Source organism: Acerihabitans arboris, assembly GCF_010131535.1.
In the GTDB taxonomy this organism is placed as follows: domain Bacteria; phylum Pseudomonadota; class Gammaproteobacteria; order Enterobacterales; family Enterobacteriaceae; genus Acerihabitans; species Acerihabitans arboris.
In genome coordinates this window covers 330990-357192 of the sequence record NZ_WUBS01000002.1, presented here as the reverse complement: position 1 = coordinate 357192, position 26203 = coordinate 330990, and the positions used below count along the sequence as shown (strand labels likewise).

25 protein-coding genes are annotated in these 26203 nt (G+C 57.7%); 8 read left to right on the top strand and 17 right to left on the bottom strand.

Annotated features, from left to right (window positions below; genetic code table 11):
- Window positions 1-99: 99 nt before the first annotated feature.
- The 8 genes from GRH90_RS03845 to rluE form a co-directional block, all read right to left on the bottom strand.
- Window positions 100-1221, bottom strand: coding sequence for a ribosomal protein uL16 3-hydroxylase (locus GRH90_RS03845; protein WP_162364564.1), 1122 nt, complete (start codon window positions 1219-1221; stop codon window positions 100-102).
- 149 nt (window positions 1222-1370) lie between these two features.
- On the bottom strand, window positions 1371-2849 hold the full coding sequence (gene phoQ, locus GRH90_RS03840; protein WP_162364563.1) for a two-component system sensor histidine kinase PhoQ: 1479 nt from the start codon (window positions 2847-2849) through the stop codon (window positions 1371-1373).
- A 5-nt stretch (window positions 2850-2854) separates the two neighbouring features.
- Window positions 2855-3526: a two-component system response regulator PhoP gene (gene phoP, locus GRH90_RS03835; RefSeq protein WP_162364562.1), complete on the bottom strand. Its 672-nt coding sequence runs from the start codon at window positions 3524-3526 to the stop codon at window positions 2855-2857.
- 181 nt (window positions 3527-3707) lie between these two features.
- The gene (gene purB, locus GRH90_RS03830) at window positions 3708-5078 is read right to left on the bottom strand and encodes an adenylosuccinate lyase (protein ID WP_162364561.1); all 1371 of its coding nucleotides are present in this window, start codon (window positions 5076-5078) and stop codon (window positions 3708-3710) included.
- Window positions 5079-5102: 24 nt separating this feature from the next.
- Complete coding sequence (hflD, locus tag GRH90_RS03825; RefSeq protein ID WP_162364560.1) at window positions 5103-5729, bottom strand: high frequency lysogenization protein HflD; 627 nt, start codon at window positions 5727-5729, stop codon at window positions 5103-5105.
- Between the two features lie 208 nt (window positions 5730-5937).
- Window positions 5938-7047, bottom strand: coding sequence for a tRNA 2-thiouridine(34) synthase MnmA (mnmA, locus tag GRH90_RS03820; protein WP_162364559.1), 1110 nt, complete (start codon window positions 7045-7047; stop codon window positions 5938-5940).
- Window positions 7048-7164: 117 nt separating this feature from the next.
- On the bottom strand, window positions 7165-7617 hold the full coding sequence (locus GRH90_RS03815) for an NUDIX domain-containing protein (protein WP_162364558.1): 453 nt from the start codon (window positions 7615-7617) through the stop codon (window positions 7165-7167).
- 65 nt (window positions 7618-7682) lie between these two features.
- Window positions 7683-8285 carry a 23S rRNA pseudouridine(2457) synthase RluE gene (gene rluE / locus GRH90_RS03810; RefSeq protein ID WP_312857169.1) on the bottom strand — a complete coding sequence of 201 codons (603 nt, stop codon included), beginning with the start codon at window positions 8283-8285 and terminating at the stop codon, window positions 7683-7685.
- 97 nt (window positions 8286-8382) lie between these two features.
- Between rluE and GRH90_RS03805 the strand changes: the two genes are divergently transcribed.
- Window positions 8383-8826 (top strand): hypothetical protein, encoded by a 444-nt coding sequence (locus tag GRH90_RS03805; RefSeq protein WP_162364556.1) that lies wholly within the window; start codon window positions 8383-8385, stop codon window positions 8824-8826.
- A 2-nt stretch (window positions 8827-8828) separates the two neighbouring features.
- Here the strand turns inward: GRH90_RS03805 and GRH90_RS03800 are convergent, their stop codons facing one another.
- Window positions 8829-9488: an MgtC/SapB family protein gene (locus GRH90_RS03800; RefSeq protein WP_162364555.1), complete on the bottom strand. Its 660-nt coding sequence runs from the start codon at window positions 9486-9488 to the stop codon at window positions 8829-8831.
- 541 nt (window positions 9489-10029) lie between these two features.
- On the opposite strand from GRH90_RS03800, the gene GRH90_RS03795 reads away from it, so the two are divergent.
- Window positions 10030-10299, top strand: coding sequence for a YdgH/BhsA/McbA-like domain containing protein (locus tag GRH90_RS03795; RefSeq protein WP_162364554.1), 270 nt, complete (start codon window positions 10030-10032; stop codon window positions 10297-10299).
- Between the two features lie 51 nt (window positions 10300-10350).
- Here the strand turns inward: GRH90_RS03795 and GRH90_RS03790 are convergent, their stop codons facing one another.
- Window positions 10351-11487, bottom strand: a complete 1137-nt coding sequence (locus tag GRH90_RS03790) for a mechanosensitive ion channel family protein (RefSeq protein WP_162364553.1) — start codon at window positions 11485-11487, stop codon at window positions 10351-10353.
- A 114-nt stretch (window positions 11488-11601) separates the two neighbouring features.
- Window positions 11602-12051, bottom strand: coding sequence for a DUF4385 domain-containing protein (locus tag GRH90_RS03785; RefSeq protein WP_162364693.1), 450 nt, complete (start codon window positions 12049-12051; stop codon window positions 11602-11604).
- Window positions 12052-12105: 54 nt separating this feature from the next.
- Here GRH90_RS03785 and GRH90_RS03780 point away from each other — a divergent pair, with 54 nt between their 5' ends.
- The 4 genes from GRH90_RS03780 to GRH90_RS03765 all read left to right on the top strand — a co-directional run bounded on the left by GRH90_RS03780 (window position 12106) and on the right by GRH90_RS03765 (window position 15620).
- Window positions 12106-13005 carry a phosphonopyruvate hydrolase gene (locus GRH90_RS03780; RefSeq protein ID WP_162364552.1) on the top strand — a complete coding sequence of 300 codons (900 nt, stop codon included), beginning with the start codon at window positions 12106-12108 and terminating at the stop codon, window positions 13003-13005.
- 125 nt (window positions 13006-13130) lie between these two features.
- Window positions 13131-13922 (top strand): SDR family oxidoreductase, encoded by a 792-nt coding sequence (locus tag GRH90_RS03775; RefSeq protein WP_246235855.1) that lies wholly within the window; start codon window positions 13131-13133, stop codon window positions 13920-13922.
- A 133-nt stretch (window positions 13923-14055) separates the two neighbouring features.
- Window positions 14056-15033, top strand: a complete 978-nt coding sequence (locus GRH90_RS03770; protein WP_162364551.1) for a 2-hydroxyacid dehydrogenase — start codon at window positions 14056-14058, stop codon at window positions 15031-15033.
- A gap of 41 nt (window positions 15034-15074) precedes the next feature.
- Window positions 15075-15620: a GNAT family N-acetyltransferase gene (locus GRH90_RS03765; RefSeq protein WP_162364550.1), complete on the top strand. Its 546-nt coding sequence runs from the start codon at window positions 15075-15077 to the stop codon at window positions 15618-15620.
- Here the strand turns inward: GRH90_RS03765 and GRH90_RS03760 are convergent.
- From GRH90_RS03760 to GRH90_RS03735, 6 genes are all read right to left on the bottom strand, one after another.
- Complete coding sequence (locus GRH90_RS03760) at window positions 15617-16918, bottom strand: alpha/beta fold hydrolase (protein ID WP_218586208.1); 1302 nt, start codon at window positions 16916-16918, stop codon at window positions 15617-15619. The genes GRH90_RS03765 and GRH90_RS03760 overlap by 4 nt on opposite strands.
- A gap of 48 nt (window positions 16919-16966) precedes the next feature.
- Window positions 16967-18205, bottom strand: coding sequence for an FAD-dependent oxidoreductase (locus GRH90_RS03755; protein ID WP_162364690.1), 1239 nt, complete (start codon window positions 18203-18205; stop codon window positions 16967-16969).
- A 145-nt stretch (window positions 18206-18350) separates the two neighbouring features.
- Entirely contained in the window at window positions 18351-19280 is a 930-nt protein-coding gene (locus GRH90_RS03750; RefSeq protein ID WP_162364549.1) for a toxin glutamine deamidase domain-containing protein, read from the bottom strand.
- 409 nt (window positions 19281-19689) lie between these two features.
- Complete coding sequence (argG, locus tag GRH90_RS03745) at window positions 19690-21027, bottom strand: argininosuccinate synthase (RefSeq protein WP_162364548.1); 1338 nt, start codon at window positions 21025-21027, stop codon at window positions 19690-19692.
- A 743-nt stretch (window positions 21028-21770) separates the two neighbouring features.
- Window positions 21771-23543, bottom strand: coding sequence for a sensor histidine kinase (locus GRH90_RS03740; protein ID WP_162364547.1), 1773 nt, complete (start codon window positions 23541-23543; stop codon window positions 21771-21773).
- 23 nt (window positions 23544-23566) lie between these two features.
- Window positions 23567-24217 carry a response regulator gene (locus tag GRH90_RS03735; RefSeq protein ID WP_162364546.1) on the bottom strand — a complete coding sequence of 217 codons (651 nt, stop codon included), beginning with the start codon at window positions 24215-24217 and terminating at the stop codon, window positions 23567-23569.
- 512 nt (window positions 24218-24729) lie between these two features.
- On the opposite strand from GRH90_RS03735, the gene GRH90_RS03730 reads away from it, so the two are divergent.
- Window positions 24730-25362: a LysE family translocator gene (locus tag GRH90_RS03730; protein ID WP_162364545.1), complete on the top strand. Its 633-nt coding sequence runs from the start codon at window positions 24730-24732 to the stop codon at window positions 25360-25362.
- A gap of 280 nt (window positions 25363-25642) precedes the next feature.
- Window positions 25643-26191 (top strand): PTS glucitol/sorbitol transporter subunit IIC, encoded by a 549-nt coding sequence (gene srlA, locus GRH90_RS03725; RefSeq protein WP_162364544.1) that lies wholly within the window; start codon window positions 25643-25645, stop codon window positions 26189-26191.
- Window positions 26192-26203: the final 12 nt, after the last annotated feature.

The window sequence follows — 26203 nt, the reverse complement described above, 5'->3', positions numbered from 1 at the left end:
GCATTTAATACGCGTCAACGCACGGGCGGTGGGTGGGCCAGGGGTGCCAACGCCAACCGCTACAGCCAGCGCGGCACGCCCTGCCGATGCAGGCGCGCCTCAGTTCTTAAAGTACCAGTACCCGCTATTGATAAGCGCCGTCAACAACGCCAGGAACGAGGGATCGTCCAACGCCTCGCCAAACTGCGCGCCGCCAATAGCGTAAGCGCTGGCCAACACCGCCACCGCCTGCTTATGCTGGGTGACAATTTGCTCACCGTTAACATAACATTCTTCGCCCACTTTCAGCACGCGCAGGCCGCCGAGACGATGCAATTGGTCGCCCTGGCGCAGCAAATCGTAGATTTCACCGGCCTGGTAAGGCGGCTCCGGCGGGGCAATATCCAGCTCATGGCGCGATTGGGAAATAAACTCGCCGAACCAGTGGTTAAATTGTTCCGGCTGCTGGACCAGATCCATCATCATGGCGCGCAGCGCATCGATCTCTTCCGGCAGCACGGCGGCCGGGTCGGGACGCAGGGCCAGCGACGGGTCGCCATAGCGCTGGCTGCCTAATTCCTGCGCCAGGACGTAATCGGCAAACCCGCTGACCAGTTCACGCCCGCTGGGGGCCCGGAAGCCCACGGAATAGTTAAGCGCGTTTTCCAGCGAATAGCCTTCGTGGGGATATCCGGGCGGAATATACAGCACGTCCCCCGGCTCCATTTCTTCATCGATAATGGCGTCGAAAGGCTCAACCTGCAGCAGATCCGGATGGGGACAATGTTGTTTCAGCGCCTTTTTTTCGCCGACCCGCCAATGGCGGCGACCCTGTCCCTGGATGATAAACACGTCGTATTGATCAAGATGAGGGCCGACGCCGCCGCCGGGCACGGCAAAAGAGATCATCAGATCGTCGATGCGCCAGTCGGGAAGCTGCCGGAAGGGGCGCATCAGCGCGGCGGAAGGCTCATGCCAGTGGTCAACGGCCTGTACCAGCAGCGACCAGTTGTTCTCGCTGAGCTTATCAAAACTCTCGAAAGGCCCATGGCTGACCTGCCAGCGCCCGTCTTCATGGCTGACCAGGCGGCTGTCAACCTCGGTTTCCATCGCCAGGCCCGCCAGTTCATCCGGCGTCAATGGGTCCTTAAAATCCTTAAAAGCGCGTTTGATAATCACCGGCCGTTTTTGCCAGTAGCGCTGTAAAAAGTCATTCCAGTCAAGATCGAGTTGATAATCCATAGCTTATTCCACCGTAAGGGACCCTGACTGGATTATAACGGAAGCCGCTGGGAGGCGGGGGTTAAATTATCCGACATGCCGCAAAAGATCGATATTAAATAGGTCAATGACGCTATTTTTCATCAAAACATAAGCCATGCCGCTGTCGGTTAATCGTCGTCCTGGTAATCCTGCTGGCGTTTAAAGATCACTTCCACCAACGTGCGGCGCTCGCCGTTTTCGCTTTCGCTTTCCCCGACAATGATGTCGCCCTCGTATTGTTCCAGTATTTCCGCCGCGAGCGACAGGCCCAGGCCTTGCCCGGGCCGCAGGGTATCCGCGCGCTGCCCGCGCTTGAAAATCAGCGTACGTTCGGAGGCGGGAATGCCCGGGCCGTCGTCCTCGACAAGCAGGTGCAGTTCTTTTACGCTGGCCCTGGCGCTGACTTCAACAAACTCCAGACAGTATTTGCAGGCGTTATCGAGGATATTGCCCATCACTTCCATAAAGTCGTTTTGATCGCCGATAAAGGTGAGCTCGGGCGTGACATTCACTGAAATGGATACCCCTTTGCGCTTATACACTTTATTAAGCGCCGAGCATAGGCTATCCAGCAACGCCGGCACCGAATGCAGTTCGCGGCTCAGAACGTTATAGTCGGAGTGCACGCTGGCGCGGTGCAGATAATAGCCGATTTGTTGGGAAATACGGCTGATCTGCTCAAGCATAATCGGCTCAACCAGCTCGATATTGGTTTCGCGGCCGGTGCGCAGGGAGCGCAGGGTGGTCTGCAGCACCGCCAACGGGGTTTTCAGGCTGTGGGTGAGATCGGACAGGGTGGAGCGATACTTCTGGTAACGCTGGCGTTCGTTATTCAGCAGGATATTCAGGTTACGCACCAGGATGCCCAGCTCGCGCGGCGGGTTTTCGTCCAGCAGGTCCCGCTCGCCTCCTTCCAGCTCGCGCACCTGCCGCACCAGATCCTTGATCGGCCGCAGGCTCCAGTGCGCCGCCAGCCACAGCAGCGGCACCACCAAGAGCAGATTGGCCAGCAATACATAGCTGAACCATTCCCAGACCAGGTCGGTACGCTGCAGCTCATGGGGAATGGTGTCCACCACCACGATGGTCAACGGCGGCAGCCGCCCGGTGGCCGGATAACGATTCACCGCCACGGAGTGGGTCAGCGCGTTGCTGTCGCTGCTGTCGAAATCCTTTAATTTGTCCTGGGCGGTGGGATTGTCGCCCAGCACCGCGCTGCTGGTGCGGGTGTCGGTATCCAGCTCGAAATAGCCGGTTTTAGCCAGCCATTCCGGCTTTAGCCGCGTTTCCAGCGCCGGCACATAGCGCTGACGCCAGAGGATTTGGCCCTTATCGTCATAGATAAGCACCAGCGCGGCAAAATTGATGTCGATATTCGGCGGGACGGCGATAGTCAGCCGATTGTCCTTCCACTGCGCCAGGCTGAAAAACAGATTGCTTTCGCCGCGCAGCAGGCGAAACGAGGTTTTATCGAAGCTGACGCTATAGCCGATGACCGCAACCATGCCATAGCAAAGGGAAAGCGCCAGAACCACGCAGGCGGTGGCCAGCAGGAATCTGACGCGAAGCGAGAAGGGCTTCTTATGTGGATATGGGAAATGGGCCATAGAGCTTAATTAACATCAAAACGATAGCCCTGCCCACGAACCGTCGTGATCACTTCGTACGGATAATCGGCCTGCATTTTTTTTCGCAATCGCCCCATGAGAACATCAATGGTATGACTCTCGCGCAGTTCAGCGTCGGGATAAAGTTGCAGCATCAGGGAGTCCTTGCTGACGACCTTACCGGCGTTGCGGATCAGCGTTTCGATAATCGTATATTCAAATGCCGTCAGCTTGATATGCTCATTGTTGATCATCAATTCGCGGCGCGAGAGATCGATTTGGAACGGCGGCAGGGTAATGACCTGCGAGGCCAGCCCGCTGTTGCGGCGCATCAGGGCCTGCATGCGCGCCACCACTTCCTCAAGATGGAAAGGCTTGGTCACATAGTCATCCGCGCCGGCTTCCAGCACGGTGACCTTATCCTGCCAGCCCTCGCGCGCGGTGAGCACCAGAATAGGAATTTTTACCTGGTGCGTACGCCAGCGGCGTATCAGGCTCAAACCGTCTTCGTCGGGTAGTCCGAGGTCGACAATGGCGATATCAGGTGGATGTTCATGCAAAAAGTAATCCGCCTCTCTGGCATCGGCGGCGGCATCAACCTGATGACCCATTTCACGCATTTGTACTGTCAGGTGATGACGAAGAAGAGAATTATCTTCTATAACCAGAACTCGCATCGCAACTCCTAAGTTAAAGCACCAGTAACGAGCCTTAATCACCCGTATCTGCAAACTTGTAAAAACAATCCCCTGGGCTGGTGGACGTCTTTTGGGAGAGTATCCCAGAGGATGGCTAAACTTATCTTCAACAGAGCTTTAACCGGAGCGTTCAATGCGCGCATTTCCCGCCACGGAAGCGTTATTTCAATTCATTGACCATGGTAACCGCCCGGCCGATGTAGTTCGCCGGCGTCAGGGCCTTCAGCCGGGTCTTTTCGTCTTCCGGGAGCGGCAGGCCATCGATAAAGGCCTGGATGCCGGCGGCGTCGACGCGTTTGCCGCGGGTTAATTCCTTCAGCTTTTCATAGGGTTTTTCGATGCCGTAGCGGCGCATTACCGTTTGGATCGGCTCCGCCAGCACTTCCCAATTTTGATCCAGCTCCGCCAATAAACGATCGCCGTTGACTTCCAGTTTACCGACGCCCTTCAGGGTCGACTGGTAGGCGATGAGCGCATAACCGATGCCGACCCCCAGATTACGCAGCACGGTGGAGTCGGTAAGGTCGCGCTGCCAGCGCGAGATCGGCAGTTTGCCGGCCAGATGGCCCATGATGGCGTTGGCCATGCCCAGGTTGCCTTCCGAGTTTTCAAAATCAATCGGGTTGACCTTGTGCGGCATGGTGGACGAGCCGATTTCACCGGCCACGGTGCGCTGTTTGAAATGGTTCAGGGCAATATAGCCCCAAACATCGCGGTCGAAGTCGATCAGGATGGTATTAAAGCGCGCCATGCAATCGAACAGTTCGGCAATGTAGTCGTGGGGCTCAATCTGCGTGGTATAGGGATTCCAGTTAATGCCCAGCGACGTTACGAATTCTTCGCTGAACCGGTGCCAGTCCACCTGCGGATACGCCACGATATGCGCGTTGTAATTGCCCACCGCGCCGTTGATCTTGCCGAGGATCTCCACCTGCGAGAGCTGCCGGTACTGGCGTTCCATACGGTAGGCCACGTTAGCCATTTCCTTGCCGACGGTGGAAGGGGTGGCGGGCTGCCCGTGGGTCCTGGACAATAACGGAATATCCCGGTACAGCCGCGCCAGCGCCTTGATGCCGTCGATGATTTTCCGCCAGTAGGGCAGGATCACATCCTGTCGGGCGGTTTGCAGCATCAGGGCATGGGACAGGTTGTTGATGTCCTCCGACGTGCAGGCGAAATGGATAAACTCGCTTACGGCGTGCAGGGCCGGCACCGGGGCCACTTTCTCCTTGAGAAAATACTCCACCGCCTTCACGTCGTGATTGGTGGTGCGTTCGATGGTTTTGATGCGGGCCGCATCCTGCTCGCTGAAGTTGGCGACCAATTCATCAAGGTAAGCGATTGCGCGGTCGTCGAAAGCCGGAACTTCGCTGACGTCGGCGCACGCGGCCAGTTTTTGCAGCCAGCGCACTTCCACCTGGACGCGGTATTTCAGTAAGCCGTATTCACTGAAGATAGCGCGCAAGGCGCTGACTTTATCGCCGTAGCGGCCGTCAACGGGGGAAACGGCGGTCAGTGAGGATAATTCCATCGATAGCAACTCCTGGGATAGATTTCAACATTGTGCAAGAATTTGCCGGGCCTGCCTGAACAGACGGTTACGGCCGAACATCAGTTGCAAACGGCCGCCGCCCACCTGTTGCCAAAGCACTGCGGAACGAATACCGGCCAATAACGCGGCGCGTACCTTGGCCTGTACCTGTAGGTTCTGTAGCATCGCCGGCGTGCCGGTAACCTGTATGCGCGGACCCAGCGGGCTGATGACGTCCACGTAAATCGACGCCATGGCGCTTATCACGGTGTCGGACATTAAATCAAAATGAGACAGCTGGCGATCGAGCTGCCCGATGCGCTTCGCCAGTTCGTCCAGGGCGCTTTTATTGGCGTGCAGTTTACGCTCCAGCACCATCAGGCTCAGGGTATAACGCGTTTGTTCCGCCCCCACGCCCTCGCGCGATGCGTTAAGCATGCCCATCATCGCTTCCAGGCCGGGCTTGATATTGGCCGCCTGATTGCCGTAAACGGCCAGCGTCGCGGGCGGATTGAGGTCAAGCAGGCTGCGCAGCGACACTTCGAGCGCCGCGTCGTCGCACATTCCCTTATGGGCCAATTGCTGGACCAACAACGCGCTTTGGCAGATCCCCGCCAATGCCAGCGTAATATCATAATAATTCTTAGCCAAGGTCACTCCTGTACACTTCCCTGATTATGCGATGGCGTTTTATCTCGCGCGGGCGGCGTTTAACCGCCTGCCGGGGACAGCCCGGCGATAAGTCGTTTAGGTCATTGCCGTCGATCATGCCACAAAACGCGGGGTAAACCCAGATCAGGTTTACGCGGCGGGCGGGGAAAGGCGCGGGCTTCGGCGCGGGATGCCCGCGCCGCGCGGACTAATCCTGCAGCGGCAGCCGGGACTCGATGACGCCGCCGCCCAGGCACAGTTCATCAAGATAAAATACCGCCGATTGCCCGGGCGTCACCGCCGCTACCGGCGCGTCGAACAGCACCCGGATCTGCCCGTCCGCCAGCGGCTCGACCAGGCAGGGGACATCCTGCTGGCGATAGCGGGTTTTCACCACGCAGCGCAACGGCCCGGCCAGGGACAGCCGATCCACCCAGTTCAGCTGCCCGGCGACCAGGCCGACCGACATCAGGCGCGGGTGCCCATGGCCCTGGGCCACCACCAGGATGTTATCGTCCATCAGCTTGTCCACCACGTACCAGGGTTCATCGTTGCCTTCGCGCGTGCCGCCGATGCCCAGCCCCTTACGCTGCCCCAGCGTGTGGTACATCAGCCCCTGGTGTTCGCCGACCCGCTGCCCTTCAACCGTCAGTATCGGGCCGGGCCGGGCCGGCAGGTAACGGCCGAGGAACTCGCGAAACCGGCGTTCGCCGATAAAGCAGATGCCGGTGGAGTCTTTCTTGCCGGCGGTCACCAGCCCCAGTTCGGCGGCAATGCGCCGCACTTCCGGCTTGGCCAGCTCGCCCACCGGGAACAGGCACTGCGCCAGCTGGCCATGGCTGAGGGTATATAAAAAATAGCTCTGGTCTTTATTATCGTCGAGACCGCGCAGCAGCTGGCTTTTGCCCGCCACGTCACGGCGGCGCACGTAATGGCCGGTGGCGATAAAATCGGCGCCCAGATCTTCGGCGGCAAATTCCAGGAAGGCCTTGAACTTGATCTCTTTATTGCACAGCACGTCGGGGTTGGGCGTGCGCCCGGCTTTGTATTCCGCCAGGAACAGTTCAAACACGTTATCCCAGTACTCGGCGGCGAAGTTGACCGTATGCAAGGGGATCGACAGTTTATCGCAGACCGCCTGCGCGTCGGCCAGATCGCTCGCTGCGGTGCAATACTCCTCGTTGTCGTCCTCCTCCCAATTCTTCATAAACAGTCCCTCCACCTGATAACCCTGCTGTTGCAACAGGTAGGCGGAGACGGATGAATCAACACCGCCGGACATACCGACGATCGCTTTAAGCTGACTGTTTTCTGACATGGGATTCTCACAAACGGGGTAGCGCGCCTTTACGCCGCGCGCTGGTGATACGAGGCGGCGGATTTTACCACGGCAGGCACCCCGCGCGCCACCGTCCACGGGTGACAGAAAGAGCGATTACAGCGCGAAGGGCCACTGGAACGAGTTAAGTATATCCACCGGATAGCGTTTATCCTGTTGATAGCACAGGATACTCTCCGCCACCAGCGGCGAACGCAGTTGGCCCGACGCCAGGATCTCGTCCGCCGGTAGCCACAGGCAGCGATCGATATCATCGTCCTGGGGAATGGCGGTAACGCGTTTGGGCAAATCAATGGCGAACAAAAAGCGCAGGAAAGGCGTTTTGTCGGGCGCGATCCATTGGTGAAGACGCAGCAGCGCCTGGGGCTGGGCGTGGATGCCCGCCTCCTCCCATAGCTCGCGCCGGGCGGCCTGGACAATGGTCTCATCGGCTTCCAAATGCCCCGCCGGCTGGTTCCAGCGGGGATTGCCGTGAATGGTTTCCTCGACAATCAAAAAGGAATCCTCCGCCTGGACAACACAGGCAACGGTGACATGCGGCTTGAACATGCGCGCTCCTTAACGCTTGCGGATACCGGGATGCCCGGGGCGGGCATCCGTAATGACTACGGGTGTCATAACTGGACTTCGCGCCATTCCCCCGGCGCCAGATCCAACAGGGTCTGATCCGCCATTTGATAACGGATAAGCCTCAGGGTAGGGTGGCCGATATGGGCGGTCATGCGCCTGACCTGCCGGTTACGGCCCTCATATAAGGTGATTTTAAGCCAGCAGGTGGGGATGGCTTTACGCTCCCTGATGGGCGGGGTGCGCGCCCATAACCAGACGGGCTCCTTGACGCGCTGCGCGCCGGCGGGCAGGGTCGGCCCGTCGCTTAAGGTGACGCCGGTGCGCAAAAGCTTTAACGCGGCGTCTTCAGGCTCGCCTTCCACCTGAACATAATAAATCTTAGCCGCTTTTTCGGCGGGCTGCGTTAATCGGGTCTTTAATTTGGCGTCATTGGTCAGGATCATCAATCCCTCGCTGTCGCGATCCAAACGGCCGGCGGCATAGATATCCGGTATCGGGATATAGTGTTTCAGCGTCAGGCGTCCGGCGTCGTCGGTAAACTGCGGCAGGACATCATAAGGCTTGTTGAATAAAATGACGCGCCGGGGCCCCCGCATCGGGGCGGGGGGACGGCGCGGACTGAATCGGGAAAGGCTGTTATTTTTAATAGGAGGCTCGTCATGGTCTGTGCGGTGGTGGTTATTGTAGGTATTATACTGCAAATCGGTTTTGATTGGCGTTGGCTTTTTGTGGAAGGTATTCAGGATGAATTTATCTAAAAAACGGGCCGGTTGGCTCATGGCGCTGGCCGCGGTCTTGGCTGGCGCGTTTATCAGTAAATTCGTGGGATTTGAATCGGGAAAAATTGTCTATCCCAAACGTTCTTCCCTCTCTCAATCGCTGCTGCAAACCGCCTCGGAAATGAACTCGACCTTGCCGATGATGGTCGACGAGCAAACCCGGCTGGATAATACCCTGGCGCTGGATGAAACTTTTGTTTATAACTACACGTTGATTCATTATAATAGCGGCCAGATTACCGGCAAAGACATTAATGATTTTTTATTTGCTAATATATTAAATAAATACTGCACCGCTAAGAGTTCGTTGGCGAAAATGGGTGTGGCGTCGAATTATAATTACTACGGTAATGACGCAAAACTTATCGGCGTGGTAAAGGTCACGCCGGGTCAATGCCTGCATAAATAAGGCTAACGGATATCAATTTTGTGCATGCCCTCGATGGCCAGCAGCTGGCTATAGATTTCCGCCGGTTTATAGCGGGCATGCATCATGACTTCCAGCGTCATTTTACAGTCTTTATTCTCATCATCATTACGCGCCACCGAGGATCGTATTACCCGGATATGGCGTTTTCTTAATGTCTGCATCACCAAATCGATCCCGGCGGGGGCCAGCGACAGCATGATCATATAACGCTGGCCGATAAGCCGGTTGCTCAGTTGCCGGATGCCTTCAAGCACCACCAGCGTCATCAGGGTGCCGAAAATACCGATGGCATACATGCCGCTGCCGACGATCAGTCCTATGGCGGCGGTGACCCACAGCCCGGCCGCCGTCGTCAGGCCGCGGACCATTTGTTTATTAAGCATAATAGTGCCCGCGCCGAGGAAGCCGATGCCGCTGACCACCTGGGCGGAGATGCGGCTGGGGTCGAGGGCAATATTATGTCCGTTGGCCAGCAGGTCGGCAAAGCCGTATTTTGAGACAATCATAAACATCGCGCTGCCGATACACACCAGGATATGGGTGCGTAAACCGGCCTCCTTGGCCCTCAGCTGTCGCTCCAGCCCAATCAGCGCGCCTAATCCGCCGGCAAGGGCAATGCGCAGCAATAGCTCGGTATCCATGTTGCCTCCTTAGCTGTGGGTATTGATTCCGGGGCAATTTCCCGCCCTGATACAGGCTAAGTATCGGATTGCGGAACCCATTCTTCAATCACTGAATGTGTAGTTAATTGTTACCGGCCCAGACTGGGCCGGTCCGCGGGCCGGGTTATGTCGCCTATATTGAACATCGTGATGCTTATTCCATCTGTGAGATAATGTGTCTTACCATAGTAAATATTTGTCATCTTTTTTGTTGTCGGCCTATTTAAATATCAGAAAAAACGGGCTTTAGTTTAAAATATGATAATTATCAATAAAAAGAAAATGGCAGCGGCCGGCTTGATAGTGGGTATGATATACATTAATCCCACTAATATATGGCTGCCGTTAAATTATGTTACATTGGCCGGGTGTCAGGCGCCATTATAAGAGCCTAAGGTTATTTTAATCGTTACGTTCCCCGGGCGTAATGACATTATTACCATGCTGTGAGGAATGCGCCTATCCAGCAATAATTATTGGCGCGCCGGGCGTGTGATCTTGTCAAATCGAGGATCTTGCTATGAAAATATTACCCTATATATTTGCATCGATAGTCGCCGGCATATCATTCCCAAGCCAGGCGACGCAGGAAATTAACCAGGCGCAGGCGGCGGGCCACCAAAGCATCGGCACGGTATCGATATCCGGCCTGGCGGGTTCCACCGATGACGCGATTAATGCCCTGCGACAAAAAGCCAAACAGGAAAATGCGCCGTATTACCGCATCGTCGGGGTCGAAAATTCGGGCGATTCCAGCGACTGGTCGGGCGACGCCGAACTCTACCGTTAACACTTGTCTTGCGCGATGACGTGACTCCCGTCGATGCGGGAGCGCGCATCGTCATTCAGCCGCCTTTGCCGCCGGCATCGCCGTCTTATCCGGCGGACCGGGTTCCAACACCTTGATTTGCGGGAACTCACGTTCGGTAAACAAAATATTTTGCGTGGGAATGGCCAGTTTGATGTCCATTTTTGCCAGCTCCTCCATCAGGCGGATATTGATTTCCTGCTGGATATCCATGTATTTATTGTAATCGGCGCTGGCGACGATATGCACTACTTCATAGGTCAGGCGAAAATTATCAAAGGAGAGGAAATGCGCGCGGTCGAAACGGGTTTCCTCAATCTCTTCAATGATGCGCTTGATCATCGGCCCCACCAGGCGCAGCCGATCCGGCGGCGTTGAATAGGCCAGGCCGAAGGTAAATACGATGCGGCGGGTCTGCATGCGTTTATAGTTGTGGATCGTCTGCTGCAGCAATATGGCGTTGGCGCATACGATCTGCTCGCCGCTCAGGCTGCGGATGCGGGTGGTTTTCAGCCCGATATGCTCGATGGTGCCGGCGATATCGTTAAACACCACGAAGTCGCCGATAACAAAAGGCTTGTCGAAACCAATGGCCAGCGAGGCGAACACGTCGCTCAGCACGGTTTGGATCGCCAGCGCGATGGCGATGCCGCCGACGCCCAGGCTGGCCACCAGCGCGGTTATATTTACCCCCACGTTGCCCAGGATCGACAGCAGCATCAGCGCCCAAATCAACAGGCGGATCATCACGCCCAGGATCACCATGGTCACCGTGTTGCGCACCGCGCCGGGTTGGTTGACCACGTTTTGCGACCAGACATGGGTGGCGCTGTCCAGCCACAACGCTATCTGGATGGCGAAGACCAGGAACCAGCCGTGGGCCAGGGCGCTGTGCCAGGTCCCGGGCAGCTCAATAAACCGCATGCTGATCAAAAAGGCGGTGAACAGGATCAGCACCCGTTTGGTATTGTCCAGCATTTCAACCGCTATCTGGTAGAGAGCGCTGTGCCTGCCGGTGCTCCATTGCTTTACCCTGCGGCCCACCAATTGGATAGCCCTGGAGATAACCCAATGGATGATGAGGGTGGCGGCGATAATAATGGCGATATTCAGCCAAAAATCGCCGGAGGTGATAAGCCGGAAAAAATTGAGGTTCCTTAACATCTCCATACGGACTCTCCCAAGCGAAAAAATTAAAAAAAATACTTATTATAAAAATTATGATGATTACAAAGTGGCACATGATCGTCGATGCGGCAAATGCGGCCCGCGCAGGGATCGCCGTCAGCCATAACGCTGCTGATGGGACTTCTTGCGCCGCAGGTAATCGTCGTCCGCGCGCAGCCGGTCCCAATAGAGCTTAAATACCGCGGCGGCGTCGGCCTTTTGCCGGTCAAGGCCATAGGGCAGCACCGTGCCGTCGGCGGCATATTTTCTACCGCCCTGGTGGTTGGCATAACGCCGGGCGCGGGTATACCCCATCTGGATAAATTTGCGCGCCATATCCATGCCGACAAAATCGTCCTGCCGACGATAATGCTCGAACATGGCATGAATTTTTTCGGCGGATGCCCTGGCGATGTCGGCGTTTTTGAACCGCCAGTGGGGCAGTATCTCGCTTTTATAAGGCTGTACCAACAGCACGCCCTGTTCGCCGCGCCCTACCTGGTATAGCTCGGGATGTTGCCGAAAATCCGTATTGTCAAAATCCTGCTGGTAATTGAATGCTCGCATGGCGTGATATATTTTCATGGATGTAGTCCAAGGATAGTCAAAGAGGAGAAAAAAATGAATGTCAACCAACCCCGCGCCCGCCCGCCTTATCAGGCGCTGCGCGACAAGATGGCGTGTCCCGGCGCGCTGGCCCATGCCATGGCAGCGCATAATCCCCTGTCGGCGAAGCTTGCCGGGCAGGCGGGCTTTGATGCCGTTTGGGGCAGCGGCTTCGAGCTCTCGGCAAGTTATGCGGTGCCGGACGCCAGCATCCTGTCCATGTCCACCCACCTGGAGATGATGCGCGCCATCGCCGCCACGGTTGAGATACCGGTAATCGCCGATATCGACACCGGCTTTGGCAACGCGGTCAACGTCGCCTTCGTGGTGCCGCAGTATGAGGCCGCCGGGGTCAGCGCCATCGTCATGGAGGATAAGACCTTCCCCAAGGATACCAGCCTGCGCGCCGACGGCCGCCAGGAGCTGGTCAGGGTGGCGGAGTTCCAGGGTAAGATAGCGGCGGCCTGCGCCAGTCGCCGCGACGTGGGGTTGATGATTATCGCCCGCACCGAGGCGCTGATTGCGGGACTCGGGCAGCAGGAGGCGCTGATGCGGGCGCGCGCTTACGTTGAGGCGGGAGCGGACGCCATCCTGATCCACTCAAAACAGCCCGCGCCGGATGAAATCCTGGCCTTTATCGCCGCCTGGCAAGGGGAAGCGCCGCTGGTGCTGGTGCCCACCGCCTACCCGCAGCTGACCGAACGGGACATCCGCAGCCTGGGCAAGGTTGGGCTGGTGATTTACGGCAATCACGCCATCCGCGCGGCGGTGGGGGCGATGCGGGAGGTTTTTGCCCAGATTCGGCGGGACGGCGGCATTAATCAGGTCGATCGGACGTTGCCGACGGTAAAGGACATTATTGAGCTGCAGGGCGATGCGGCCATGCGTGTCCTGGAACAACGCTACCTGCGCTGAGGCTGGCGGTCGCGCCATGCGTGCCGGGCGGGGGGCTTTGCCCCGCCGGTAACTTGGGCTGGAAACGCTATACTCCTGAGACAAGCCGCTACATGTTGGCGTTGATGATATTTGAGGAGAGAAGCATGACTCAGCCCGCAGCAAAAGTCGCCGTGGTCACGGCATCCGATTCGGGGATTGGCAAAGCCAGCGCCGTCGCGCTGGCAAAGCAGGGTTATGATATCGGCGTTACCTGGCATTCAGACCGGGAAGGGGCCGAAGAAACCGCCGGCGAAGTCGAAAAACTCGGCCGTAAGGCGCAGGTGCTGCAATTGGACCTGACCCAACTACCGGCGGCGGCGGAGGTCATCGATCAATTCAGCCGGTCTTTCGGGCGTCTTGATATGCTGGTGAACAATGCCGGCGCCAGCGCCGCCGGTCCTTTTCTGGATTTGTCCTTCGCGGATTGGCGCTCGACGTTTTCCATCGTGCTGGACGGCGCCTTCCTTTGCGCGCAGCGCGCCGCCAGGCAAATGGTCAACCAGGGGCGGGGCGGGCGGATAGTCAACATCACCTCGGTCCATGAACATACCCCCTTGCCGGAGGCCAGCGCCTATACGGCGGCGAAACATGGGCTTGGCGGCCTGACCAAATCCATGGCGCTGGAATTATCCCCTTATGGCATTTTGGTCAACTCGGTGGCGCCCGGCATGGTGGCCACCCCCATCAACAATATGCGCGAGGATGACGCCTGGACGATCAAGGAGCCGGGCATTCCATTGGGGCGCCCCGGCCATGTCCTTGAGATTGCCGCGCTGGTTGCCTGGCTCGGCTCCGACGGCGCCGCCTATACCACCGGGCAGTCGCTGATCGTCGACGGCGGTTTTATGCTGGTCAATCCGCAGTTCAAGGCGCAACAAGAGCAGGCCGGCAAATAAGCGCCGGCTCCACGCCGCGGCGGGGCGACATCGGGCGGGGCCGGTGATCTTACGCTAATTAGGATGTATATACTTTTACGCGTCATATATCTCATGTATGGTTATAAATACGTTCCCTTTTTTTATCTGACCTATGCCTATTTCGCTATTGTTGCATGTCGATATTCCCGCCGCGCTCCGGCCCGCCTTCGAGCAGGCCGGTTTTCGCCTTTGCCCCGCGCTGCGGGAAAACGAGCATAGCCCGATCCTGCCCGCCGACGGCGCCTTTGACCCTTCCTCCATAAACGCGGTGCTGACCATCGGTTCCATCGGCCTGAGCGAGGCGCACATGGCCGCGCTGCCCAACCTGCGCCTGATCTGCTGCCAGGGCGTGGGGTATGAAAAAGTGGATCTGGATGCCGCGCGGGCGCGGGGCATTATGGTGGCCAACGGCGCGGGCACCAACGATACCGCCGTCGCCGATCACGCGCTGGCGCTGCTGGCCGCCATGGTGCGCGATATTCCCGGTCTCGATCGGGCAGTCCGCCGCGGGGAATGGCAGCAGGCGCGCCAGACCCGGCCACAGTTGACGGGCAGGCGCGTGGGGATCCTGGGCTTGGGCAATATCGGCCTGAAAATCGCCAAACGATGCGCCCAGGGGTTTGATATGGAGGTGGCTTACCATAACCGGCAGCCGCGCGCCGACAGCGAACTGCGCTATTGCGACACGGTGGATGCGCTGGCGCATTGGGCTGATTTCCTGGTGGTGTGCACTCCTGGCGGCGCGGGCACCCGGCATCTGGTTAATGCCCGCACGCTTGAGGCGCTGGGCGCCGACGGCTTTTTGATTAATGTATCCCGCGGCAGCGTGGTGGATACCGGCGCGCTGATCGATTGCCTGCGGCGCCGCGCCATTGCCGGCGCCGCGCTGGATGTGGTGGAGGGCGAACCAGAGGTTCCCGCCGCGCTGACGGCGCTTGATAATATTATCCTGACGCCGCACGTGGCCGCGCGTTCACCCGAGGCGCTGGAAGCGATGTTCGCGCGGGTGTTGGATAGCCTGACCTGCTATTTCTCCGGCAGGCCGGTGCCGGCGCCGGTACCGGGCATGGCATCATCAACAGCAGCTTAGTCAAACAGTACGATGCTTCACAGTCATAGTAAGGAACAGGCATGACGGATTACCGTGAACTCATAAGTCCCCCCTCGCTAAAACTCTCGTTACAGCTGGAAAGCGATGCGCCGGCCATATTTAACCTGGTGCGCGAAGAACGCGAGCGGCTGGGCAGGCATCTGTCCTGGCCGCCGCTGATCAATGAGGTCGGTGATACCCTGGCCAATATACGTCATAACCGGGCCGATTTTGCCGAAGGGCGATCGGCGGTATACGTGGTGCGCTGGGATGACGCGATCGCGGGCATCCTCTCCTTTAACACCATCAACGACAAGCAGGCGGAAATCGGCTACTGGCTGGCCGCGCGGTTTGAAGGCCGGGGCGTGATGTCCCGGGCGGTGACGGCGCTGATGGCGTGGTATGGCGATACGGGCAAACTGGACCAGTTTATCATTCGCTGCGGGGTGGCCAACCGTCCCAGCAACCGGCTGGCCCAGCGGCTGGGGTTTGTGTTCGACTATTGCCAGGTGCGGGCGGAAAAGATCGGCGATCGTTATGTGGATCATAACGTCTATTGCCGCCAGTATAAAAAACGCCAGGCCTAGCGGATCGGCCCGCCGCGCAGGCGGATATCCTCCAGCAGGCGGCGCAGTACCGAGGCCGATTGCCGCAGGCCGTCATGCTGGTATTCATTGGTCACCCAGGCCTGCAGATTGCCGACCCGGCCGGCGGTATCGAGCGACAGGCCGGCGTCGACGAACATATCGTCATGATACACCGCCGCCGCCACCGGCACCTCGTTGGCCGCCAGCCGAGTATGGTCATACAGCGGCGGATAGCCGCCGCGTCCGGCCAGCACCCCGGCCACCTCCCGGAAGGGCCGCAGCGAACGGATTTCCTCGAACATCCAGGGATACATCATCTCGCCGGTAAACAACAGCGGCCGGCGCTCCGGGGCAAACTCAGGGAACTGCGTGCGCATGCGCTCCGCGCTCCACCGGCCGGCACGGTCGTCATGGCCGTAAATGATTTCCTGCAGCACGGCGTAAAGCGGGTTGCCGTCATACGAGGTCAGCGCCATGACCGACGCGAGGAAATGGTCGGATAACCGTGTTTCTTCCTGGTCGCTAAAGGCTTCGTCCATCAGCCAGTGGATATTTTCGAACCCCGGCGCCATGCCAAAATCGTTGCCCAGGGTTTGCAGGCGCCGTACGCTCAGGCGATCGCCGTCCGGCAGGCGCACGTCATGGGCGGCGATCGCTTCCGCCACCCGGGCGATACGGGAGTCGTCATCCGGGTAGCGCCGGTAATAGATGTCATTTTTCGCGGCAACCCGCGGGTAGGTGCGGCGATAGACATCGTCCGCATCGGCGTCAAGCCCGGCCAGGCCGCCGGTGATATAACAGGCCGCCAGGCCCTGCGGCGCCATTGACAGATAGCTCAGCGAGATGAATCCCCCGTAGCTCTGGCCCAGAATTTCCCATCGCCCGCCGCCGAATACGCTGGTGCGCAGGTATTCATAGTCATGCACGATACTGTCGGCGCGAAACAGCCAGAGATAATCGGCGGCCGCGTCGGCATGCCCGAACGCGGACAGGGTGGCGGATTCCACGCGGGTGCTGCGCCCGGTGCCGCGCTGATCGACCAGGATCACCCGGTGGGTTTTCAGCGCTTCCGCCAGCCACGCCGGACCGCCGCCGCCGGGGCGCGGCCCTTTGCCGCCGGGGCCGCCCTGGACATAGGCCAGCTTGGGTAAATCGGCGTCGCGCAGCAACGGATCAACCACTTCCCGCGCGAAGATCTTGATGGTGCGGCCGTCTTCGGGACGGGTCCAGTCCAGCGGCACGGTGACCAGGCGATCGCGTATCAACATCCCTGGAATAGTATATTCGGACAAAATCAACGTCGTCTCCTTGATCAAGTCATCCCCATGGCCGCTCTCTGCCAGGGCCTAGCGGGGCGATTTTGGCGTTTCCGGCGGCAAGGGCCTTGGCGTTTCAGCGCGAAAACCCAGGCCGATAATACGGCCGGTGATCAACGGCACCCAGGGCTGTCGCCGCATCCAGCCGCCGAAGGCGGACGCCCCGCGCGTCTTTTTTTGCGGCCGGTTGTTTTTACCGGTCATCATGATTTGCAACGATTGCAAGGCCCAGGTGGGAAAGCGCCTGCGCCGCTGCACCCGGTTTAACTGCCTCAGGCTGACGCGGCCTTTTAACAGGGGGGCGGCCAGCAGATTGGCCGTCGCCACCGCATCCTGGATCGCCAGGTTGACCCCGATGCCGCCGATGGGCGACATGGCATGGGCGGCGTCACCGATACATAATACGCCGGGCGCGGCCCATTGTTGCAAACGATCGATGCGAATCACCAGCAGTTTAGCCTGCGGCCAATCGCCGATCGCGTCGGCAAAACGGTCATAACTGAACGGCGCAACATCGGCCACCTGCCGCAAAAAAGCCGCCAGCCCCTGCCGGCGCAGGCTGTCAAAACTGCCTTTTTCGATGCTATAGCCGCACTGCCAGTAGTCGCCGCGATCCAGCATGATAAAATTATTTTTGGGGCCGCCGTGGCCGCTGGCCTGGTTCGCATCGCCGGATTGCTTGGGCAGCTTGATCCATACCACGTCGCGGGGCGCGCCGAATTCACGCACCGGCAGGCTCGCGGCGGCGCGCACCATGGACTGCCGGCCGTCGGTCCCGACCACCAGGGCGGCGTGGATGCGCAGCGGCGTCCCGTCCGTGCCGGCGGCCACGACGCCGCATACCCGCCCGTCGGCGTTGAGCAGTTCCCGCGCCGTGGTGGAGCGCAGCAGCGTGAAGCCCGGCAGAGCCTCGGCGTGGTTCGCCAGGAAATTCAGGAACTCCCACTGCGGCATAAACGCCATGAATTTACACCGGGTGGGCAGGTGGGAGAAATCCGCCAGGGTGACGGTTTCGCCGTGAAATTCACCGCGCAGTTTTTCCACCCGCTGGTGCGGCAGGGCCAGGAACTCCGTCAGTAAACCGAGATGATGCATTATCTCAAGCGTCGATGGATGAATGGTATCGCCACGGAAATCACGCAGGAAATCCGCATGTTTTTCCAGTACCGTGACGGCGACGCCGGCCCTGGCCAGCAGGTAGCCCAGCATCAGGCCCGCGGGACCGCCGCCGACGATGCAGCAGCCGGTGTGAACGTCCGGCAGGAGCATGGCGGGCGGGGAGAGGTCGGGACGGGACGGATAAACAGCCATAAGGGAGTGCCGCGGCGATGAATAGATGATAATTGATAATACGTATCAATTATCATCTTGCAAGCGAATCAGGCGCTGAGCGGATTGGCGCCAGGACGCGGCATCACCCCGCCGGGGGCGGGTAAAAGCCGATATTGCCCAGGCTGATCGCGCCCCTGTCGGCCGACAGCGGACCGAGGAAACGCAGCAGCGCCTTATGGATGGCGGCCTGGCCATGGGTTTGATCGACGGTGACGTAGCTTTTTTTCTGCGCGTCAACCAGATGGATGATATCGCCGGTCTTGATAATATTGCAGGCATGTCCGGCCACCGGGCTGAACAGCCGGCGCCAGCGTGGCCGCACCAGGGTCAATACCGCGTTGATATCTCCGCCCTGACCGAGCCTGCCGGCTAATTCACCGGTGGAGTCGAACAGCGTCCTGGATACGTTGCCGAAGGTGGCAAACTCATCGGGACTGCCGCCGCGCAGATGCGGATCGGCACGGTGCAATACGCCCTGCCTGAGGGTATCGGCCACCGCCGTGGCGCATGACAGGCAGTTGGTTTGCCCTACGCCGTGAATACCCAGCCAGGAGGCGACGGCCGCCAGCGGCCTTAACCATAGGGGTGGCCTGCCGTCGGGGTTGACCTCATTGAGCACGGTTTCCCGGATATAGGTTTTCAGCCTGATGGCGTAGACGGTATTTTCACCCGGTAAGGCGGGATAACGGGGCGGACGGGCACACTTCGGCTGCGCCGGATTGCGATAGGCGGTTTTAACGGGAAGGCTGTCGACGGCAGCGCGCAATGAATCTGCGACGCTCGTCCAGTCTTCATCATCATCGGGGACAGGGCGCGAGCCGGCGTGATTCGCCGCTGCCATTGCGCCGGCCGCGTGCCGGTTGCCGGCCACCAACCGGCCTTGAGGCAAGCGGTCATCGGCGCGAATCCCGGTGAACAGGACAAAAAACTTATCCCATATCTTTTGCTGCAGGTTTTTAGCCGTTGGTATAGCGATCGGCTGTACGGCGTTTTCCAGCGGGTTAATTATCATAACCGAGGTGTCATCAGCCGCTGCTGCGCTACGACGAGAATCGGTTTGGTCGTTGCGTATATTGTTACACCGCCCCGTTAACGCATTGGCAGTGTTCTCGCTGGCGCCGTCGAGGATGACATTGTCGTTCGATAAAAAAAAATTTACAGGTGCATTATTATATACATCAGTCATACAAAGCTATTTTTCCTAATAAATGATTTCACGAATTTAATGCTATAAAAATAATGGTAAGTGAAATAAATTTTGTTTCCAGTAAAATAAGTTTACTGAAAATATTTTGACGAAGATAATACGTCTGTAGCGTGAAAAGAAAACGATCCAGGCACCTTATTCTAACGGCAAATAACACAACGGCTGATAAACAGCGCTGATAATTCAGCGCCGTTTATCAGTAAAAATCATAAAATTATTTGCCGGTTTTATCTTGCAGCTGCGGCAGGCCGCTGTTGTCCGTGGCGGACAGCAGGCCGGTGCTCATGTAGTTGATCAGCTTTTCCCGGGTATCGGCGATATCCAGGTTGCGCATGGTCAACTGGCCGATCCGGTCTTCAGGCGAGAAGACGGAATCGCCTTTTTCCATGGTCAGGCGTTCCGGCATATAGGTCAGGTTATCCGAAACGGTATTGAGAATGGAATAATCATTGCCGCGCCGCAGCTCCAGGGTCACCTCGCCGGTGATCTCGCTGGCAATCCAGCGCTGCGACGAGTCGCGCAGCATCAGCGCCTGCGAATCGAACCAGCGGCCCTGGTAGAGCAGGCGGCCCAGCTGACGTCCGTTAGCGTGGTATTGGGCAATGGTATCCTCATTATGGATACCGGTGACCAGGCGCTCATAGGCTATATGCAGCAGCGCCATGCCGGGGGCTTCGTAGATGCCGCGGCTCTTGGCTTCGATAATGCGGTTTTCAATCTGATCGCTCATGCCGAGCCCATGGCGGCCGCCGATCCGGTTGGCTTCCAGCATCAGTTCAACCTGGCTGCCGAAGGTGGCGCCGTTAATCGCCACCGGCAGGCCGCGCTCGAAGCGGAGCGTAACTTCTTCCGCCGCCACCCGCACGTTCTCGTCCCAGAATTTGACGCCCATGATCGGGTTAACGATTTTTACGCTGGAGTTAAGGAACTCCAGTTCCTTGGCTTCATGGGTGGCGCCGAGGATATTGGAATCGGTGGAGTAGGCTTTTTCAGCCGACATTTTATAATCGAACCCGGCCTGGGTCATGAATTCCGACATTTCATGGCGTCCGCCCAGTTCATCGATAAAGTCGGTGTCCAGCCAGGGTTTATAGATTTTCAGGTCGGCATTGGTCAACAAACCATAACGATAGAAACGTTCGATATCGTTCCCTTTATAGGTGCTGCCGTCGCCCCAGATGTTCACCCCGTCCTCTTTCATCGCGGCCACCAGCATGGTGCCGGTTACCGCGCGGCCCAGCGGCGTGGTGTTAAAATAAGTTACCCCGGCGGTGCTATTGTGGAATGCGCCGCATTGCAGCGCGGCAATGCCTTCCGCCACCAGTTGCCGGCGACAGTCGATGAGCCGGGCTTTTTCCGCGCCGTAGGCCAGCGCCTTGCGCGGGATGGCGTCGTAATCTTCTTCATCCGGCTGGCCCAGGTTGGCGGTATAGGCATAAGGCACCGCCCCTTTCTGACGCATCCAAAGCAGTGCGGCGCTGGTATCCAGGCCCCCGGAGAAGGCGATACCTACACGTTGGTTGACCGGAAGGTGCCTGAGAATCGTTTCCATGAATATGAACCCTATAAGAAAATATACAGCAAAATGTGCCGTCACCCGTCATCGCGATACCTCTGATCGCCAATGCGAGCCAAACCTTTTGCAATCAGATGATATCTTCATATTAAGGAAACTGGAGCCCAAACGCCACCCTGCAATGCGCCGTATGTTGCGTAGGGGGCGGCTATCCGGATTTTAGTCCCGGTTGCCAGGAGCGGGCGGCCATGCCGGGCGTTGCAAAACGCGGGTATGGACCTTGGTCTGATTACGGCGAAATAATGCCCGCGATAAAGCCGTTCGGGGAAAATAATTAAAGGAAAATAGCGGTGGTGGATAATAAAAAAGCTATTCCACCCAATGGGCTTGTCGGGTGGAATAGTAGACATGATAATAAGGATAATCCTATTTTTAATGGAACAATTTAAGTCTTTTCTTGGATCTGATTTCTGTATATCTGTTCGGTAATCTTGTTTTATCTTTATTTTTTTGATGCATTAACAGGGAGAATACCATTAACGCAATCAACAAGAATAAACCTATTACAGGTAGCATGATTTGCATTTTATCACCTAGTGCAATAATAACGTAATATAACTATGCTGTGTGCCTTATACTTTAACGAGCGGACGCTGGCAGGGTGCTTTTGCTACCCGCCAAAAAGTCCGGCGGTCAGCACTCTACTGGAATGAAGTGTACGGATTACGCGGGCGGGACGCATACCCTGTTTAGGGTATTATCGTGAAATAATATCATCCCTATCCGAAAAGTGGGAGATAAAGCACTATTTCCGTGCCCGCCGGCCCGCCCTGTATCGTCAGGCGCGCGCCAAGCTTATTGGCCCGCGAATGCATGCCGGCCAGCCCGTGGGAGCCGGGGCGGACAATCTCGGGCAACATGCCGTGGCCGTCGTCGGACACCCGGATGACCACTTCCTCACCCACCGGTTTGATCTCGATGCGGATACGGGACGGCTGCGCGTGCTGCAACGCATTATTAATGGCTTCCTGCACTATCCTCAGTATGGACAGCGCGGATTCCGGCGTCAGGTAGTTCAGGGAAGGGATCGGCGACACATCCCACTCCAGGTTGATGCCCAGCGCGCTCAGGCGCGGCTGCAGGCGAAAGCGCAGGTTTCCCAGCAGCGGCAGCAGGTCGTGCTCGGTCAGATCCAGCGAGTCGATAATCAGGCGTAAATCCTGCAATGACTCCTCGATATGGCGGGCCAGTTCCTCCGGGTCGCTGTCATGACGGCGCGCCAGGCGCAGGGCGGTAATCAGCTGCGCGCCCATGCCGTCGTGCATATCCTGCAGGATGCGCGCCCGTTCGGCGACAATGGCCGCGCGCTTTTCAATCTGGCTGCCTTCGCGATCGATAATAAACCGCTCGGCAAAGAAGTAGATCATGACAATACAAAACGGCAGGGCGCCGACAAAACTCCAGCGGAAGCTATCCCAGGGCAGCCATTCCATGATGATTAAATAGGACTGCGCGACGGTGAGCGTCCATAGCAGCCCGGTCGAGGATAAGGCAATGAGCTTAACCGAGCGCGTTTTCAAGCCACGGGCCAGCAACAGGCCGATGGGCACCAGGCGAAACGCCACATGGGGCCAGGTGATAAGCCAGGTGCGATCCGTCGCCTCGCCCACGATCATCGTGGCGATGACGATAATGATCGTCAGCAGGGTAAGCCCGTGCAGCAATGGCGGGAACCAGCGCAGCCGCGCGCCGGAAAGACGATAACCCGCCACGCACAGCGCCCAGTACATGATGGTGGTAATAATGACCCGCAGGGCCTCCTGGGCGCCCAGGGGAATAGCCAGGTCGGCCAGGTAGGCGAGCAGCGTGGCCAGTGAGGCCAGCAGGGCGAATTGGATAATAAACAGGCGCCTTTGCCGCCAGGTATAGGCCACCAGGAAACACAGGGAGCCGGCAATGAGCACCAGGAGCACATAAGGCACAATGACCTGCAGCAGATACCGCTCGAACCACACGGCGCGCAGCGACAATGCCGGCCCCAGGCGGATGGCGGAAAGACCGCTGCGCAGCGCGCTGTCCCCCTCCAGCCTGACGGCCAGCTGGTTATCGCCGTTACGGAATAAACCGGCTGGTAATACTATATATAACGGCGACTCATTCATCGGCACCACATGCCGCCCGGCGATGTCGTTGAACCGTACCCCCGGATTAAGCAGCGATCCGTTAAGCCAGATTTCCCCCGCCACCGAAAGATGCGGCAGGTATAAGGCCAGCGGCTGCTCCGGCAGCGAGTCGAGATGAAAGGCCAGCCGATACCAGGCGATACCGTTTAGCGTCGGCGCGCGCAAACGCCAGTTATCCGGCAACGTCACCGTGGCGCCATGCCGCGCCGGCGGCGTGCAGTCGCTGTTGATGATAAATTCGGCGCGATCCAGCAGTACCGTGTTATGCGGTTCGTCGGGATCGATGTCCAGCGGCGCCGCGGCGTCGGCAAGCAGCGCCAGGCTTGACAGCAGCGGCAGCAGGAGCGCCGTTGCACACCACGACCACATCCATCGCCTGCGTGTCGCGCGCATTAAATCAGGCCCTGGTTCCGTGCCTGGATAATGGCTTCTACCCGGTTGTGAACGGCCAGTTTACTGTAGATATTTTTGATATGGGTAGCGACGGTATGCGTCGATATATTAAGCATGCGCGCGGATTCCGCCACGGTAAATCCCTGTGAAATATGCCGGAGGATATCGACTTCGCGCGCGGTCAGGGCATCCGGCCGCGCCGTCGCGCTGGATTTTTCCACCGGTTCAAATCGTTTTAGCAGATGACGGGCGATTTGCGGCGATAACGGCGCGCCGCCGGCATGCACCAGCTCCACCGCCCTGGCGAATTCATCAAGGGATGTATCTTTGAGCAGATATCCGCGCGCGCCGGCTTCGATGGCGCGGATCACATGGGCCTCGTCGCCGAAGATGGTGGCCACCAGCACCGCCGTCCGGGACGCCTGCTGCTGCAACGATTTGATCAGTTCAATCCCGTCGCCGTCGTGCAGGCCCAGATCGATAATGGCGACATCCGGAACGGTATGCCGCAGCAGCGTCCATGCATCGCTTAAGGTAGAGACGCTGCCCGCCAGCGTCAAGCGGGGATGGCTTAATACCATGGACTCGAACTCCATGCGCATGGGTTCATCGTCTTCAACCAGTAAAACCGTGATGCTGGAAGTATTCATGATTACGCCAAAGGATTGGAATTAAATCAATAAGTCCAATAGGGATTATCTATGGCCCTAACCTGTGAATACTGTCCACGGGCCAGGGGCTATTTGATTATTTATCTTGATGAAATCGGTGAATTTAGTTTTACATGTAATGGACCCATTGTGAAGATCTGGTCAACGCCGGGTTAGCAATATTTTCGTTATCTTTACCTGTAAAAGACGTTATAAATAGTGATTCTCGCGGGCGGCTGGCCGGCCGGGCGAAAAATGCGGCTGGATGTTGATGTTACCGCCGTATATAAAGTTTTAGCATGGCGTGGCCCAGCGTTTTAATAATCAACATGCCTGCCGAATAACCATTAAATTTATTGATGATTGATTTTTCCCGGCCATGGAGGATATCGCGTTAGTTTATTAGCGCACCCGCGCAAATGCGGCGGGCGGGCGGCGGTAAAAACATATTCTTGCCCTTTATTCTTGGGTATCATGGCGGTGACCTGCATCAACTTGCTAGGGATATCCTTATGCTGGAAACCTCTCAATTCCTTCCTTTTGCCGCCATTGCGCTGGGTCTGGTGCTGACGCCGGGGCCGAATATGATTTATCTGGTTTCCCGTTCGGTATGCCAGGGGCCAAAAGCCGGAATGATTTCGCTGGGCGGCGTGGCGCTGGGGTTTGTATTTTATATGCTCTTTGCCGCGTTGGGCATCACGGCGTTATTAATGGCCATTCCTTTTGCCTATGACTCATTGCGCTTTGCCGGGGCGTTATACCTGCTTTATCTGGCATGGCAGGCGGTAAGGCGTGATGGGTCTTCCCCCTTCCAGGTCAGGCGGCTGTCGCGAGACAGCACGCCAAGGCTCTTCGCCATGGGACTGCTCACCAGTATATTGAATCCCAAGGTGGCGATACTGTATCTGTCGCTGCTGCCGCAGTTTATCATTCCGGCTCACGGCCATATATTCAGCCAGTCGCTGATGCTCGGATTGACGCAAATTATCATCAGCGTCAGCGTTAATGCGCTGATTGCGTGGTCGGCGGCCAGCATCGCCGCCTTCTTCGGCGCCCGGCCGTTATGGCTTACCCTGCAGCGCTGGATAATGGCCAGCGTATTGGCGGGGCTTGCCCTGCGCATGGCGGCCGAAGGGCGGCGCTGATACCGAATTATCACCTTAACGCTGAAGCCGGCTTTCGCCATCCCCCCTGCTGAGCACAGGACCCGTATGGGTCCGTTTATCTACAAATCCTGAAAGCTAATCTTTTATTGAGAAGTAAAAATCAATTAATAATATTTCATTTCAAAAGAAATAACTTTCATAATGTGATGCATATCTAACAAAACATAAGCTAAGACGGATATCTTAAGCAGCGCAATACGTCGATGCCCCCCATCGGCAAAGGTGCTTTTCCGCCTATTTACCACGAATGGAGAAAAATATGATTGAGGTGATCGCCCACGGCGCCGAGTGGTTTATCGGCCTGTTTCAAAAAGGCGGGTCGGTGTTTGTCGGTATGGTGACCGGCATCCTCCCGCTGCTTATCAGTTTATTGGTTATCATGAACGCCCTGATCGTCTTTGTCGGCCAGGGCAGGATCGAACGCCTGGCCCAACGCTGCGCGGGTAATCCGGTATCGCGTTATCTGCTGCTGCCGGTGATTGGCACCTTTGTTTTTTGTAATCCCATGACCTTGAGCCTGGGGCGTTTTATGCCGGAAAAATACAAACCCAGCTATTACGCCGCCGCCTCGTACAGTTGCCATTCCATGAACGGCCTGTTTCCCCATATCAATCCGGGTGAGTTATTTGTCTATCTCGGTATCGCCAACGGGTTGACTACGCTAAACCTGCCGCTGGGGCCGCTGGCGGTGAGTTACCTGCTGGTGGGGATGTTCACCAACTTTTTCCGCGGGTGGATAACCGATCTGACCACCTCGATTTTTGAACGCAAAATGCGTATCCAACTTGATCAGCATGTCCGCTTGTAACCCCAGGAGAAG

Excerpts from the sequence above, each read along its gene's own strand:
- argG (WP_162364548.1), bottom strand. The coding sequence starts at position 21,027 with ATGGAAACGATTCTCAGGCACCTTCCGGTCAACCAACGTGTAGGTATC.
- GRH90_RS03770 (WP_162364551.1), top strand. The coding sequence starts at position 14,056 with ATGCCTATTTCGCTATTGTTGCATGTCGATATTCCCGCCGCGCTCCGG.
- GRH90_RS03755 (WP_162364690.1), bottom strand. The coding sequence starts at position 18,205 with ATGCTCCTGCCGGACGTTCACACCGGCTGCTGCATCGTCGGCGGCGGT.
- GRH90_RS03730 (WP_162364545.1), top strand. The coding sequence starts at position 24,730 with ATGCTGGAAACCTCTCAATTCCTTCCTTTTGCCGCCATTGCGCTGGGT.
- phoP (WP_162364562.1), bottom strand. The coding sequence starts at position 3,526 with ATGCGAGTTCTGGTTATAGAAGATAATTCTCTTCTTCGTCATCACCTG.
- GRH90_RS03845 (WP_162364564.1), bottom strand. The coding sequence starts at position 1,221 with ATGGATTATCAACTCGATCTTGACTGGAATGACTTTTTACAGCGCTAC.
- mnmA (WP_162364559.1), bottom strand. The coding sequence starts at position 7,047 with ATGTCAGAAAACAGTCAGCTTAAAGCGATCGTCGGTATGTCCGGCGGT.
- GRH90_RS03740 (WP_162364547.1), bottom strand. The coding sequence starts at position 23,543 with ATGTGGTCGTGGTGTGCAACGGCGCTCCTGCTGCCGCTGCTGTCAAGC.
- GRH90_RS03735 (WP_162364546.1), bottom strand. The coding sequence starts at position 24,217 with ATGAATACTTCCAGCATCACGGTTTTACTGGTTGAAGACGATGAACCC.
- GRH90_RS03780 (WP_162364552.1), top strand. The coding sequence starts at position 12,106 with ATGAATGTCAACCAACCCCGCGCCCGCCCGCCTTATCAGGCGCTGCGC.
- GRH90_RS03765 (WP_162364550.1), top strand. The coding sequence starts at position 15,075 with ATGACGGATTACCGTGAACTCATAAGTCCCCCCTCGCTAAAACTCTCG.
- GRH90_RS03750 (WP_162364549.1), bottom strand. The coding sequence starts at position 19,280 with ATGATAATTAACCCGCTGGAAAACGCCGTACAGCCGATCGCTATACCA.
- GRH90_RS03795 (WP_162364554.1), top strand. The coding sequence starts at position 10,030 with ATGAAAATATTACCCTATATATTTGCATCGATAGTCGCCGGCATATCA.
- GRH90_RS03800 (WP_162364555.1), bottom strand. The coding sequence starts at position 9,488 with ATGGATACCGAGCTATTGCTGCGCATTGCCCTTGCCGGCGGATTAGGC.
- GRH90_RS03790 (WP_162364553.1), bottom strand. The coding sequence starts at position 11,487 with ATGGAGATGTTAAGGAACCTCAATTTTTTCCGGCTTATCACCTCCGGC.
- phoQ (WP_162364563.1), bottom strand. The coding sequence starts at position 2,849 with ATGGCCCATTTCCCATATCCACATAAGAAGCCCTTCTCGCTTCGCGTC.
- GRH90_RS03785 (WP_162364693.1), bottom strand. The coding sequence starts at position 12,051 with ATGCGAGCATTCAATTACCAGCAGGATTTTGACAATACGGATTTTCGG.
- purB (WP_162364561.1), bottom strand. The coding sequence starts at position 5,078 with ATGGAATTATCCTCACTGACCGCCGTTTCCCCCGTTGACGGCCGCTAC.
- GRH90_RS03775 (WP_246235855.1), top strand. The coding sequence starts at position 13,131 with ATGACTCAGCCCGCAGCAAAAGTCGCCGTGGTCACGGCATCCGATTCG.
- srlA (WP_162364544.1), top strand. The coding sequence starts at position 25,643 with ATGATTGAGGTGATCGCCCACGGCGCCGAGTGGTTTATCGGCCTGTTT.
- GRH90_RS03805 (WP_162364556.1), top strand. The coding sequence starts at position 8,383 with ATGAATTTATCTAAAAAACGGGCCGGTTGGCTCATGGCGCTGGCCGCG.
- GRH90_RS03815 (WP_162364558.1), bottom strand. The coding sequence starts at position 7,617 with ATGTTCAAGCCGCATGTCACCGTTGCCTGTGTTGTCCAGGCGGAGGAT.